Origin of the sequence: Mesorhizobium sp. CA7 (assembly GCF_020165015.1) — a bacterium.
Classification (GTDB): domain Bacteria; phylum Pseudomonadota; class Alphaproteobacteria; order Rhizobiales; family Rhizobiaceae; genus Mesorhizobium.
Genome location: NZ_JAIUHH010000011.1, coordinates 1 through 13,763, shown reverse-complemented (window position 1 = coordinate 13,763; position 13,763 = coordinate 1). Strand labels below are relative to the sequence as shown.

Sequence of the window (13,763 nt, the reverse complement as noted above, 5' to 3'; positions counted from 1 at the left end):
TTTCGCCTCGCACTGTCAGGTTTTTGAATTTCCACCGGATATCAAATTGCGCGGAAAACCATGGAAATTCAGCTTTTCATCACTTCATTTTGAATATCCGTTCAATCAATATCGCAGAAATAGCGCTTGATTTCAATCGGCGGATGCGCACATGATGAAAGAAAGCCGGCAAGCCAGGAAGCGATCGCGCTCCAATCAAAATTCGGGAACAGGCAGCCGGCGCCACGAATGGGAAGGCGCATGGCGGGACAGTCCGAGCCAGCTACCGAAATCACGCCCGGAGCGTTGCAATGACGGTTGCCGCGGAAGGGTCGTCCCCGTTGCGCATGGCGGGATCGAGACGACGTCCCCTGCTGCAATCGGAAGCCATCCAGGGCTTTGCCCTGATCAGTCCTACCTTCGTCTATGCCCTCATTCTCCTCGTCCTGCCGATCCTGGTGGTCATCGCCCATTCTTTCTGGACGCAGAACTATCTCACCATCGATCACACATTCACGCTGGAGAATTACCGGATCGCACTGACCGAGCCGATCTACCGCGACCTGCTCTGGCGCTCGCTCTACATCTCGCTGACCGTCAGCCTGTTGACCGTGGCTCTGGCCTATCCGATTGCCTATTTCATTTCCTTCCATGGCGGCCGCCACAAGAGCCTGTGGCTGTTCCTCATCACCATCCCGTTCTGGACCAGCTACTTGCTGCGCGTGATGTCGTGGAAGGTGATCCTCGGCTATAACGGCGTGCTCAACTCCGGCCTTATGGGCCTCGGCATCATCGACGAGCCGTCGACGGCGCTGCTCTATAATTCCACCGCCGTCATCATCACGCTGACCCATGCCTGGGCGACCTTCGCGATCCTGCCGATCTTCGTTTCGCTGGAGAAGGTCGACCGGACCCTGGTCGAAGCGGCGACCGACCTCGGCGACGGGCCGCTGCGCTCCTTCCTGCGCGTCACCCTGCCGCTGTCGGCGCCCGGCGTCATCTCGGCGGTGCTGATCGTCATGATCCCGACAGTCGGCGACTACGTCACGCCGAAGCTCGTCGGCGGCAAGGACGGCGTCATGATCGCCAACGCCATCCAGGCGCAATTCGGCAAGGCGTCGAACTGGCCGCTGGGTGCAGCACTTTCCGTCACCACGATGATTATCGTCTCGCTGATGGCCGGCGCCACTGTGCTGGTCTTCCGCGCCCTGCAGAGGCTGGCACGATGACGGCGATCAGACGTTACCTGCCCGGCTGGCTGTCGAGCTATGCCGTCCTCTATCTGCTGTTCCTTTACCTGCCGGTGATCTTCCTGCCGATCTTCTCCATCAACACGGCAGCGACGCCAAAATTCCCGCTCTCGGGCGTCACCCTGCACTGGTACGAAGACCTGCCGCGCACGCCGGCGCTGATCGACGCCACCTGGAACAGCCTCATCGTCGGAGTCTCCGCTTCGATCCTCTCCACCGTGCTCGGCATCCTCGCGGCGCGTTCGATCACCCGTTACCGCTATCCCGGCCGCCGCGCCATCAACGGACTGATCATGGCGCCGCTGGTGCTTCCCGAAGTGATCGTCGCCATCTCGATGCTGCTGGTCATGCTGCAGCTCGGCCTGAGCCTGTCGCTGTTCACCGTGGTGCTTGGCCATGTGCTGGTCTGCATTCATGACCGTGCTGACCTCCGGTTTCGAGGGTTTCGATCGCAGCCTGGAAGAAGCTTCCGCCGATCTAGGCGAGAGCGCGTTCGGCACCTTCCGGCGCGTGACGTTGCCGATGGTCGCACCGGCGATCATCTCCAGCCTGCTCGTCTGCTTCACCATCTCGCTCGACGAATTCATCATCGCCTTCTTCCTCACCGGCACCGAGGCGACGCTGCCGATCTACATCTGGGGCCAGTTGCGGTTTGCGGCCAAGCTTCCCGGCGTGCTGGCGCTCGGCAGCTTGCTGCTCTTCGCGTCCTTCCTGCTGATGACGATTGCCGAAATCCTGCGCCGCCGTGCGGCGAGACGCACCCAGAACGAGGGAGGCCTCTATGCTTGAGCGGGTCCAGTCCGAGCGCACCCAAACCGATCGCACCATGATCGAGATCCGCGACGTTACCCGCAGCTACGGATCGTTCAAGGCGCTGGACAACGCCTCGCTGGCGATCAGGGAGGGCGAGTTCTTCTCGCTGCTCGGGCCTTCCGGCTGCGGCAAGACCACGCTGTTGCGCATGATCGCCGGTTTCGACACGCCGACCAGCGGCTCCATCGCCGTCGACGGCCAGCCGATGGACGGCATTCCCGCCAACCGCCGGCCGACCAACATGGTCTTCCAGAGCTATGCGATCTTCCCGCATCTCAATGTCGAGCAGAATGTCGCCTACGGCCTGAAGCGGCTGAAGCTCGACGCCGGCGCGGAGAAGCGCCGCGTCGAGGAAGCGCTGGCGCAGGTCTCGCTTACCGGTCTCGGCAAGCGCCGCGCCACCGAGCTTTCCGGCGGCCAGCGCCAGCGCGTCGCTTTGGCCCGCGCGCTGGTCATGCGGCCCAAGGTGCTGCTGCTCGATGAGCCGCTCTCGGCGTTGGACAAGAAGCTGCGCGAGCAGATGCAGGTCGAACTGCGCCGCTTGCAGCAGGCGGTCGGCATCACTTTCGTGCTGGTCACGCACGACCAGTACGAGGCCCTGGCAATGTCCGACCGCATCGCCGTGATGTTCGGCGGCAAGATCGCGCAGGTCGCTTCGCCGAAGGAAATCTACCAGCGCCCGGTCAACCGCCAGGTCGCCGACTTCCTCGGCGGCATGAATTTCGTCAAGGCCGAGATCGTCGAGGAAAACGGCGCTTCGCTGGTGCTCGACACGCTGGGCTTCGGCCGCGTCAGGACCGACAAGCCAAGGGCTTTCGTGCGCAATGGCGGCGCGGCGACGCTTGGCATCCGGCCCGAGCGGCTGCGTGTTTTGTGGGACAACGCAACGGCGAAGTTCGAGGTCTCAGGCAAGGTCGTCGAGCGCCACTATTTCGGCGAGATCACGCATCTGATCGTCGAGATCCCCGGACTGGAAAAGCCGCTCTCGGTGACCGAGACCAACGATTTCGGCGCCGACGACATTCCGGTCGGCGCGCCGATCCGTCTCGCCTACGACCCCGAGGCGCTGGTGGCGATGGCGGACTGAATCTTTGCAGCAGCGATGCGTCCCGCCACGATCGCACCCTCGACATAGCCCGGAAATGACGGCGACAGTTCCGAACATGCGAAATGGACCAGCGGCGCGCCGGCAAGGATCACGCGCTCGGCATCGCGTGCAGTCACATCGGTGATGAGATCGCTATAAGCGCCGCCGCTCCAGCGGTCATGCGTCCAGTCGCGCGAGCTGAAATCGACGATGTCGGCGGCCCGCGGGCCGAGCGCCTGGACAAGCCTCGCGGTGATTTCCGCCTGCAAGGCCGCCTCGCCGAGCGGGTGCCAGCGCAGCGCCAGCGGCCCGCCGACAAAGACGACAAGCGCGGCGTGATCGGTATCCTTGCTGGCGTCGCAGGCAAACAGCCCCGGCTGGTCGCGCCACATGACCATGCCGCACAGGTCGCGCTCGCGCCAAAACGGCTTTGCGTAACGCACCAGGATCTTGATCACCGCGCCGCTTTCCCAGACGCCGAGCGCGCTGGCCAGTTCAGTCGGCAAAGGCGGCGCGAAGTCGAGCTTCGCGGCCGTCGCCGGCGGCAAGGCGACCAGCGCTGCGCCCGCTTCGACAACGCCGCCGGTCGAGACGACGCGAATGCCTTGCCGCCCGCGCTCGATCCGCGTTGCGGCTTCTCCCAGCCGCAGGCGGTTGCCGAGATCTGCTGCCAGATCATCGGCCAGCGACTGCATCGTCTCGCGCAGGAAATACTGCAGCTCGAAGACTTCGTTGGTGATGCGGCGATCATTGTCGATCAGGTACCACAACGGCACCTTGTCCAGCGGCAGGCACCACAGGCCCTCGATCATCGAACGGAAGGCTGCCTTGGCGTCGGCCGTGTCGGCCTGGTGCTCGAGCCATGTCGCCACGGTCAACCCGGCGATCGACGGATCGTCCGGCTCGATCCCGTTCATGCGCTCGCGGATTGCCATCGCGACATGATAGGTCCGCTCCGCCCGCGCCGGCGTCATCGACGGGTAGGTGATGAATTCGCCCTCGACATAGGTCTCGACGAAGCTCTTGCCGTAGGCCCTCGCCAACGCCATCACTTCGGGCATGTCCACGCACAAGAACTGGCCGCCGCTGTCGACCAATTCGCCGAGCCCATTGCGCACAGCCTCTACCCTGCCGCCGACGCGGTCGCGCGCCTCGAGCACAAGGAAATCGATGCCGGCGCGCTTCAATTCGAGCGCGGCGGACAGGCCGGTGAAGCCGGCACCGACGATGACAACGTCGGTCCTTTCGATGCTGCTCTTCAATAGCCGGCCTTGATGACGAGGTCGCCGCCGCCTTCGGCAAACGCATAGGCGGTGCCCGCGCCGACAGCGACGACGGCGGCAAGGGCAAGACGGCGAAGCATGGATGTCATGGCGCGAAACTCCCCCATCGCGGATGCGTTTGGGGGAAGTTAGGAGAATTCAAAAGCTTTGGCGAGCCCGCCTGCTTCGGTTCGAAGGGAAGCAGGCGGCCCTTGGGCCAAACTCAATAGCCGGCCTTGATTTTCTCGAATTCGGCGATCATCTTGAGCTTGAGCTCCGAGGGCAGCGGCTGCTGGAACAGCGTCTTGTCGACCCATTTTTCCACGTCGTCGTAGCCCTTTTCCTTCAGAACCGCCGGATCGACGCCGGCCATGCCCTTGGCATTGGCTTGGCCGTAGCCCCAATCCTTGACCAGCACCTTGGCGACTTCCGGATCGTTGACGGCGTTGAGGTAGTCATAGGCTTTGTCGACGTTGCCGGGCGCGTCCTTGAACAGCACGTAGCCGCAGACCCAGGTCGAGATGCCCTCGTCGGTGTCCTTCTTGGATTTGATCGGCACGCCGGCCTTGACCGACTGCACGGTCGCATCATTCCAGGCCCAGGCGAGGTCGACCTCGCCGCCGGAAAGCAGCTGCACGATGTCGGTGGTGTCGGTCCAGTAGGAGCGCACATTCTTGTGCACCTGGCGCAGGAAATCGGATGCCTGCTTGAACTGGTCGTCCGTCATCTTGGTCCAGTCCTTGAGCCCGATGGCGAGGCTGGCCAGCGCGTAGGCGTCGTCGACATTATCGCCGATCGAAACCCTGCCCTTGTATTTCGGATCGGCGAACGCCTTCAGCGACTGCACGTCCTTTTCGGCGATCTTGTCGGAATTGTAGGTGAGTCGGGTATTGCCCCAGTCCCACGGCATGAACCAGGCCTTGCCGTCGGACGTCGTGGCAAGGTCCTTCATCGCCATGATGCCGGGGTTGAGATCCTTCCAGCCTGCGATCTTGGACGTGTCGAGCGGCTGCAGCAGCCCCGCCTCGCGCCACTTCACCACGCTCTGCGAGCACGGGTGGCCGAGATCGGACTTGAAGCCGGAGCGGATTTTTTCGAACGCCTCGTCCTCGTCGCCGAAGAAGGCGAAGGTCGGCGAATCGCCGTTCTTCTGGACATACTTGCCGTGGAAGCTCGGATCCTCATAGCCGGACCAGTCGAAGACGATCAGATCCTTGTCGGCGGCGACCGCGAATGCCGCCGCCGAAGCGGCGAGCGCGCTCCCAAGCGCCAGGGTCAATGCCAGGCGTCGGCTGAGTTTCTTCATGCTGTTCCATCCTCTTTTGGTTTGCCGGTCTTACTGGCCGGCTGTTGCTGACCCCGGCTTTTGCTAGCCCCAGTTCTCGCTAGCCCCAGTTCTCGCTAGCCATAGTGTTTCGGGAAGGCGGCGGCCAAAAACGCATTCGCCGCCTGCAATGCGGTCTCGCGCGTGGTGTCCTCAGTCCCCATCATCAGCCGCAGCCACAGGCCCTCGAGCATGGCGCTAAGCGCCAGGGCGATGACCTGCGGGTCATAGGTGTAGTTGCCGCTCTCTTTGAGCGTCGTGCAGAGATCGATGAAGACCTGCTGGTAATAGGCGTCGCGCGAACTGCTCAGCGCCTGGTAGGTCGGCCGTGACTTGGCTTCGCCCCAGAAGGCGAGCCATGCGGCAAGCTTGCGCTTGTTGCAGATCGAGCGGTCGAAATCGGCCCATACCAGATGCTGCAGCTGTCTCGCCGGATCGTCGCCTGCCTTCTGCAGCGAAGTGCGCCAATGCGCCGAATATTCGTCATACATGTGCTGCAGCGTGGCGATCAGCAGCTTCTCCTTGCTCTCGAAATGGAAGTTGACGATGCCGCGCGACAGGCCCGCGCCGTCGGCCACGTCCGCCATCGTCGTTTCGGCATAGCCGCGCTTGGCCAGGGAATCGATCGTCGCCTCGATCAGCTGCAGCCTCCGGACCTCTTTCGAGGCCTTGCGGCCACGCTTTTCGGCATCGCCTTTCCGCGCCGTTTCGGGGAGAGCATCGCTCGCCTCTGCAGTCTTCATGGGTGTGACGGTCTCCAGCATTGCCGGCTATCCGACCGGCTTCCAACCGCGCAGATGAGTGGGGCGGTGCTCGCCACTGTCAAGCACCTTCTGCATCGCCTCCCAGGTCTTGATGTTCTTGTCGACATAGGCCGCGCCGACCGCTGCCGCGGCCGCGCGTAGAGCGGTCCCTTGAGCCGCGAAAGCTCTTCGCGCGCGACCTCGCGGTACCATGGATTGCGGTCGCGGACCGTAATGTCGGTAAAGCCGGCGCGCCGCATCGCCTCGGCATAGCGCGCCGGCGAGGCCATGGCGAAGGAGAGCCCTTCGGCCGCGATATAGGCCTTCATCTGAGGCGACGGCTCGCCGTCATGCGAAATCATCCAGTTCGACGCCGCAAACACCCCGCCGGGCTTCAGCACGCGAAAGATCTCGGCGAACAGCGCGTACTTGTCCGGCACATGCAAAAGCGCATCCTTGGAGAAGACGACGTCGAAGGAGGCGTCCGTGAAAGGCAGCGGCCCCGGCGGCGCCTGGACGAAGCTGACACGGTCTTCGAGGCCCTGACTGATCGCCCCTCGCCTCGCCGTCTCGATCACCGGCTTCTCGACATCGAAGCCGGTGGCTTGAGCCGCGCCGTGCGTCGCAACCAGATGCAGCGTGATGCCGCCGGCGCCGCAGCCGATATCGAGGACCGTCTTATCCTTGAGGGAAAGACCTTCGACCACACGGTCGACCTCGTCCGGGCCGCCCGGCGACAGGTAACCCTCGCCCCACAGCGCTTCGAGGAAGCGGATGGCGGTGTCGTCATATTCCGGCTCGGCGTCAGCCGTTTCGATCATCGGATCCTTAGCCCAAATGCCGATGTGGATCAGTCCAGAATGCTGCCAAAGCCTAGCGCATCAACAGGAAAACGCAACATCATTTGTTGAACATTCATTCAAAATGGCTGGACAAAAAACTGTGATCCGTGTCAAATTCGGGCAATCGGGGAACAAAGCGCGCCGAAAAGAAGGGCTGCCGGATGGAGGGTGAGCGCGCATGAAGGCATGGGACGCGATCGTCATCGGCGGCGGCCATAACGGGCTGGTCACCGCCTGCTATCTGCAGCGCGCCGGGCTGGACGTGCTGGTGGTCGAGAAGAACGACTGGGTCGGCGGCGCCGCCACCAGCCGCGAGCTGACGCCGGGCTTCCTCTATTCCAACTGTTCCTATGTCTGCTCACTGTTTCGGCCCGAGATCATGCGCGACCTGGAGTTGCCGCGCTTCGGCCTGCAGGTTATCTCCTACGAGGGTGGCGCGGTATTCACGCGCGACGGCGACTACCTCGCCAACTACCGCGACCACGACGCGCATCGCCGCGAGTTCGCCCGCTTTTCGAAGCGCGACGCCGAGGGCTATGACCGCTATTCGCGCGACGTCACGAGGCAGTGCCGCTTCATCCAGCCGCTGTTGATGCGCACCGCGCCCGACCCGACGAGCTTCAGGCCGCGCGACCTTGGCGAGCTGCTTTATCTCGGCAAGAAATTCGCCGGCCTCTCGACCGAGGAGATGGCGCTGACCTTGCGCTTCTGGACGATGTCGATCTCGGACTTCCTCGACGAGTATTTCGAGACCGACGTCATCAAGGCGAACTTCGCGCTGTCCGGCATCATCGGCACGGCGCTGGGCCCGATGTCGCCCGGCACGGCTTATGTGCTGCTTCATCATTATATGGGCGAGGTCGACGGCTCGGTCGGCGCCTGGGGCTACGCGCGCGGCGGCATGGGTGCCGTCACCAGGGCCCTGGCCGCTTCCTTCAAGGCTTCAGGCGGCACCATCCGCACCGGCGCCGAGGTCGATCATGTGCTGATCAGGAAAGGCAAGGCCAAGGGCGTGGTGCTTGCCGGCGGCGAGGAGATTTACGGCAAGCTCGTCATCTCCAATGCCGATGTCAAGCGCACCTTCCTGAAGCTGGTCGAGGAGAAGGAGCTGCCCGACATCTTCCTGCGCCGCGTCCGCAATTTCAAAATCCGCGGTTCGTCCGGCAAGGTCAACATCGCGCTCGATTCCCTGCCCGAGTTCCCGGCTTTGCCGAAGGATTCGCCGGTCTACCGCGCCGACTTGCATTTCACCGATTCCATCGAGCGCATGGAGCGCGCCTATGACGACTGGAAGGCCGGACGATGGTCGGCCGATCCCTTCCTCGACATGATGATCCCGACCACGCTCGACCCGACCATGGCGCCGCCGGGCAAGCATTTCATGAGCTGCTTCGTGCAATACGCGCCGCCGAAGATAAGGGGGGCGGACTGGACCGATGCCGACCGCGACGGCTTCGCCGAAAGCGTGATTGCGCAGATCGCGCAATATTCGCCCGGCTTCCGCGACCGTATCGTCCATATGGAGGTGCGCACGCCACGCGAGATCGAGGCCGAGGTCGGCCTCACCGAAGGCAACATCTTTCAGGGCGAGCTCACCTTCGATCAGCTGCTCTTCAATCGCCCGGTGCCGGGCTACGCGCAATACCGCTCGCCGGTCGGTGGGCTCTATATGTGCGGCTCTTCCACCCATCCGGGCGGCGGCGTCATGGGTGCGCCCGGGCGCAATGCCGCCGCCGAGATCCTGCGTGATCTGGCCAAGCCAACCCTGCATATGAGCCCGGCCCATGACGTCATCTGATTTGAACTGGGACGCCATCGTCATCGGCGGCGGCCATAACGGCCTGGTCGCCGCCGCCACGCTGGCGAAATCCGGCCGCAAGGTGCTGCTGCTCGAGGCCGGCAACGAGCTCGGCGGCGCCGCGCGCACTGAGGAATTTGCGCCGGGCTTCCGCGTCTCCACGGTCGCGCATCTGCTCAATCGCCTGCATCCCGATGTCGTGAAGACGCTGGAGCTGGAACGCCACGGACTGACGGTAGAGCGCGGCGACTTCGTGCCGTCGGTTGCGCTGTCGAAGGACGGCCCGCTGGTGCTGCACGGCGCCTATGGCGAGGTGCTGACGGGCGCCAGCGCTTCGGAACAGTCCGCCTGGAAAGATCTGCGCGCGCAATTGCTGCGCTATGCCGGCGTGCTGAAGCGTTTCCTGTCGCGCCGACCGCCTGATTTTGGCGGCATGTCGCTCGCTGAGATGGCCGGGCTCGGCCAGACTGCGCTGGCGCTGAAGCGGCTCGGCAAGGAAGACATGCGCGACTTCCTGCGCGTGCTCCTGATGAATGTCTACGACCTGCTCGACGAGCAGCTTTCCGACGACCGTCTGAAGGGCCTGCTTGCTTTCGACGCGACGCTCGGCTCGCATCTTGGGCCGCGCTCGCCGACTTCGCTGCTCGGCCTCTACTACAGGCTGGCCAGCGAAATTGGCGGCCTTGCCGGCGCGCAGGTCCAGCCGAAAGGCGGCATGGGCGCCGTCGTCGCCGTCATCCGCGCGGCGGCGGAAAAGGCGGGCGTTTCGATCCGCCCGGCTTCGCCAGTCGCCAAGGTGATCGTCGAGAAGGGCCGCGCCGTCGGCGTCGTCACGCAGGGCGGCGAAACGCTGCAGGCCAAGACCGTCGTTTCCGCCGTCAACCCGACGACGACGATCCTCGATCTTGTCGGCCCGCGCGAGGTTGACACCGGCTTCATGCGCAAGGTGAAGAACATCCGCATGAAGGGCGATGCGGCCAAGCTCCATCTGGCGCTCGACCGGCCGCCGCAATTTGCAGGCGTCGACGCCGCCGGCCACAAGGGCCGCCTTGTCGTCGCGCCTTCGCCCGACCATGTCGAGCGCGCCTTCAATCCGTCGAAATATGGCGAGTTCTCGCCCGAGCCGGTGATGGAGATCACGCTGCCCAGCCTGGCCGACCCATCGCTCGCACCGTCCGGCGCCTGCGTGATTTCGGCTGTGGTGCAATACGCGCCCTATGCGTTGAGAGAGGGTTGGGCCGCCGGCAAGCCGCGCTTCCTCAAGGCGATCATGGCGCAGCTCGAAATCTATGCGCCGGGGATCGGCGCAACGGTCCACCACGCCGAGCTTCTGACTCCCGCCGACATCGAGGCGCGCTATCGCATGCCTGGCGGCCACTGGCACCATGGCGAGTTGCAGGCCGACCAGATGCTGATGTCGCGGCCGGTCTCCGGCTGGTCGGGCTACGACACGCCGCTCGAAGGCCTGTTCCTTGCCGGCGCCGGCTCGCATCCGGGCGGCGGCATCTCCGGCGCGCCCGGCCTCAACGCCGCGCGCCGCATCATCGCGATGAGGGGGTGAATATGTTTTTGCAAATCGCTGAAGTCGCGCTCCATGGCGCCCCCCTCTGGCCTGCCGGCCATCTCCCCCTCTTGGGGGGAGATCAGCAGCTCGATCTGTCGGCGCCTTTCTTGCGACGTTGGAGATTGGCGAAAGTCAGCGTGACGTCCAATCTCCCCCCTTGTGGGGGAGATGTCCGGCAGGACAGAGGGGGGCGCGAAGGAACGCCGTCATGAATCGTCATGTGAAAACCGACGCCGCCCGCACCCTCGCCCAATCCCACTTCCGCACGCTGCGGCTCGGCACCCCCTTCCAGCCGCGCATCGACGCGCTGGCGCTGACGAACGACTGGTACAACTGGGCCGGCTACCGCGCGCCGCATTCGCTGTGGGACGAGGAGCTCGAATATTTCGCCATCCGCAGCCAGGCGGCGCTCTTCGACATCTCGCCGATGACCAAGTACCGCATCGAGGGCCCGGACGCCGAAGCCTATCTCGACCGCGTCACGCTGCGAGACGTGACCAAACTGAAACCCGACCGCGTCCACTACACCGCCTGGTGCGACGACGATGGCTTTGTCCTTGATGATGGCACTTTGTTCCGGCTCTCGCCGACACGCTTCCGTCTCTGCTCGCAAGAGCGCCATCTGCCCTGGCTGCTCGACAGCGCGATCGGCTATGAGATCAGTGTCGAGGAAGAGACCGAAGCGGTCGCCGGACTTGCGCTGCAGGGCCCGACCTCCTTCGCCATCCTGCGCGAGGCGGGCTTTGCCGGCGTCGAGCGGTTGAAAATCTTCGACCTCGCCGAGTTCGCGCATGACGGCGCTGCCGTGACCATCTCGCGCACCGGCTTCACCGGCGATCTCGGCTACGAATTGTTCGTGCCGGCCGACAAGGCGCTGAGCCTGTGGGACCGGCTGATGACGGCGGGCGAGCTGCGCGGCATCCGCGCCATCGGCTATACGGCGCTGAACCGCGCTCGGCTGGAGGCGGGACTGATCGTCGCCAATGCCGATTTCACGGCTGCCGAGCACGCCATCCGCGCCGACCGCCTTCGCATGCCGGACGAGATCGGCCTCGGCTTCATGATCGATCCGGACAAAGGCCATTTCAACGGCCGCCGCGCCATCCTCGAAGCCCGGACGAAGAAGAAGCTGCGCCATGTGCTGGTCGGCCTGGAGATCGAAGGCAACATCCCGGCCGAGCATGCGATCGTCTACTACAAGAAAAGCCAGGAGGTTGGGCTGGTCAGCGCGGCGATATGGTCGCCCATGGCCAAGCGCAACATCGCGCTCGCCTCGCGGCGGCGGCCCTATGGCGAAACAATCGTCGACGACCTCTGGGTCGAGATTTACGCCATGCGCGAGTTGCAGTACCAGAAGAAGGCGAAGGTGGTGCCGAGGCCCTTCATCAAGCTCGACCGCCGCACCGCCAACCCGCCCGCGGACTTTTGACATGGCAAGCGAAGCGGAAGACCTGGAGGCGGAAGCCGCCGAGCAGTGGCAACTGGTCAACACGCCACTCGGCGAGATGTGGTCCGGCCGCACTCGCTACGCGGCGGCGATGTATTTCTTCAAGCGCGGCGAAATGAACGCCGAGACGCTCGAGGTCTACCGCATTTGCGCCCGGCTCGACGCGGAAAACCCCTCGGCGATCATCCGCGACCGTGGCGTCGGCAAGGAATGGCTGAAGCGTATCGGCTACGACGGATAGACCCGCCTTAGCCTATGGTGCGCTCAAGCACGCTCAACCAATTCCGGTAAGCGATCTTCTCGATCAGCGCGCGCCCGAAACCGCGCGCGGCGAGCGCGTCGATGAGCTTCGGCAGACCGGCGACGTCGCCGATGGGGGCCGGGATCATGGCGCCGTCGAAATCCGAGCCCAGCCCGACCCCGTCTTCACCCAGCGCCTGCAACAGCGAATCGATGTGGCGCACCATGATATCAATGCTGGTGTCGGCGTTCATGCGGCCGTCCTCGCGCAGGAAGCCGGTGGCGAAGTTCAGGCCCACCATGCCGCCGGATTCGCGGATCGCGCCGAGCTGCCAGTCGGTCAGGTTGCGCGAATGGCCGCAGATCGCATGCACATTGGAATGGGTCGCGACCAACGGCGCATCGCTAAGCTCGGCCACGTCGCGAAAACCCTTCTCGTTGAGATGCGAGAGGTCGATCATGATCCTGAGCTGGTTGCACGCCTTGACCAGCGCCTTGCCGGCATCGGTGAGACCTGGCCCGGTGTCGGGCGAGGACGGAAAGCGGAACGGCACGCCGTTGCCGAAGGCGTTGGGGCGGCTCCAGACGATGCCCAGCGAGCGCAGCCCTGCGGCGTGAAGCACATCGAGCATGGCAAGCCCAGGATCGATCGCCTCGACGCCTTCGATGTGGAACACCGCCGCGATCGAGCCCTTGGCCATCGCGTCCCGCACATCGCCGGCGCTGCGGCAGACGGTCAATGCGCCGGCGCGCTCCAGCCGGAACAGGATCGAAGCCATGCCGATGGTCGAGGTGATCGCCTCGGCCTGCGGCAGTTCCGGCGGCAGCGGTTCATTGTCGCTCGGTGCCGGCGGCACGGCGCTGCGTTTCGACTTTTCGACCGGAGGCGGAAAGATCGCGAACATGCCGCCGGCAAAGCCGCCCTTCCTGGCGCGCGGCAGGTCGATATGCCCGCCCGGCGTCCCCTCGATGAACAGCTTTTCGACGTCGGCTTCCTTCGACTGGTAGAGCCGAAGCAGCGTGTCGTTATGTCCGTCGAAAACGGGGATCAGGTCGGTATCGGTCATCAGGGAAGCCATTCAAATCGGAGATGGGCGGGACGACAGGTTTCGTCCGGGCGAACCGTCAACTTAGGCAAGATGACCGGGCGGTGCAAATGCCAAGAGCTTCCCCTTCTCCCCTTGTGGGGTCCGAAGGACGGGCGAGACGCGTGGCTCGCCCAGGGCGGTGGATCGGCGCGCAGCGCCGAGACGGATGAGGGGTGTTCCAGGGAATGCGAACGTCTCACTCCGCTGGAACACCCCTCATCCGGCCGCTGCGCGGCCACCTTCTCCCACAGGGGGCCTGTTGCGTAATTGGCTGGTTGTGATTCTCTGAGAGGAAGCTCGGAGGGAATCGCGATGGCTGTGAAGCA

At 64.2% G+C, this 13,763-nt stretch carries 12 protein-coding genes and 1 pseudogene; 7 read left to right on the top strand and 6 right to left on the bottom strand.

The annotated features are described in order from the left end of the window. Positions 1-101: 101 nt before the first annotated feature. On the bottom strand, positions 102-242 hold the full coding sequence (locus LB552_RS19045) for a hypothetical protein (protein WP_224609325.1): 141 nt from the start codon (positions 240-242) through the stop codon (positions 102-104). A gap of 48 nt (positions 243-290) precedes the next feature. Between LB552_RS19045 and LB552_RS19040 the strand changes: the two genes are divergently transcribed. From LB552_RS19040 to LB552_RS19030, 3 genes and pseudogenes are all read left to right on the top strand, one after another. Next, positions 291-1,208, top strand: a complete 918-nt coding sequence (locus LB552_RS19040; protein WP_224609322.1) for an ABC transporter permease — start codon at positions 291-293, stop codon at positions 1,206-1,208. Beyond that, positions 1,205-2,018 (top strand): annotated as a pseudogene (locus tag LB552_RS19035) (ABC transporter permease). Before LB552_RS19040 ends, LB552_RS19035 begins: the two are co-directional and overlap by 4 nt. Positions 2,019-2,055: 37 nt before the next feature. After that, positions 2,056-3,129, top strand: a complete 1,074-nt coding sequence (locus LB552_RS19030; RefSeq protein WP_224602416.1) for an ABC transporter ATP-binding protein — start codon at positions 2,056-2,058, stop codon at positions 3,127-3,129. On the opposite strand, the gene LB552_RS19025 is transcribed toward LB552_RS19030, so the two are convergent. The 4 genes from LB552_RS19025 to LB552_RS19010 all read right to left on the bottom strand — a co-directional run bounded on the left by LB552_RS19025 (position 3,093) and on the right by LB552_RS19010 (position 7,279). Beyond that, on the bottom strand, positions 3,093-4,391 hold the full coding sequence (locus LB552_RS19025) for a flavin monoamine oxidase family protein (protein WP_224609319.1): 1,299 nt from the start codon (positions 4,389-4,391) through the stop codon (positions 3,093-3,095). The two genes, LB552_RS19030 and LB552_RS19025, sit on opposite strands and share 37 nt — an antisense overlap. Before the next feature lie 223 nt (positions 4,392-4,614). After that, a complete protein-coding gene (locus LB552_RS19020; protein WP_224609316.1) occupies positions 4,615-5,697 on the bottom strand; it encodes an ABC transporter substrate-binding protein in 1,083 nt (360 codons plus the stop codon). 95 nt (positions 5,698-5,792) lie between these two features. Next, positions 5,793-6,479, bottom strand: a complete 687-nt coding sequence (gene betI / locus LB552_RS19015; RefSeq protein WP_224609314.1) for a transcriptional regulator BetI — start codon at positions 6,477-6,479, stop codon at positions 5,793-5,795. Then, a complete protein-coding gene (locus LB552_RS19010; protein WP_224609311.1) occupies positions 6,455-7,279 on the bottom strand; it encodes a methyltransferase domain-containing protein in 825 nt (274 codons plus the stop codon). Before LB552_RS19010 ends, betI begins: the two co-directional genes overlap by 25 nt. A 199-nt stretch (positions 7,280-7,478) precedes the next feature. On the opposite strand from LB552_RS19010, the gene LB552_RS19005 reads away from it, so the two are divergent. The 4 genes from LB552_RS19005 (at position 7,479) to LB552_RS18990 (ending at position 12,350) form a co-directional block, all read left to right on the top strand. Further along, complete coding sequence (locus LB552_RS19005) at positions 7,479-9,098, top strand: phytoene desaturase family protein (protein ID WP_224609308.1); 1,620 nt, start codon at positions 7,479-7,481, stop codon at positions 9,096-9,098. Further along, positions 9,085-10,659, top strand: a complete 1,575-nt coding sequence (locus LB552_RS19000) for a phytoene desaturase family protein (protein WP_224609307.1) — start codon at positions 9,085-9,087, stop codon at positions 10,657-10,659. The genes LB552_RS19005 and LB552_RS19000 overlap by 14 nt, the downstream gene beginning before the upstream one ends. A 211-nt stretch (positions 10,660-10,870) precedes the next feature. Further along, positions 10,871-12,091: an aminomethyltransferase family protein gene (locus tag LB552_RS18995; RefSeq protein WP_224609304.1), complete on the top strand. Its 1,221-nt coding sequence runs from the start codon at positions 10,871-10,873 to the stop codon at positions 12,089-12,091. Between the two features lies 1 nt (position 12,092). Further along, positions 12,093-12,350, top strand: coding sequence for a hypothetical protein (locus LB552_RS18990; protein WP_224609300.1), 258 nt, complete (start codon positions 12,093-12,095; stop codon positions 12,348-12,350). Positions 12,351-12,357: 7 nt separating this feature from the next. Here LB552_RS18990 and LB552_RS18985 read toward each other — a convergent pair whose 3' ends face one another. Further along, entirely contained in the window at positions 12,358-13,416 is a 1,059-nt protein-coding gene (locus LB552_RS18985) for a dipeptidase (RefSeq protein ID WP_140692967.1), read from the bottom strand. Between the last annotated feature and the right edge of the window lie 347 nt (positions 13,417-13,763).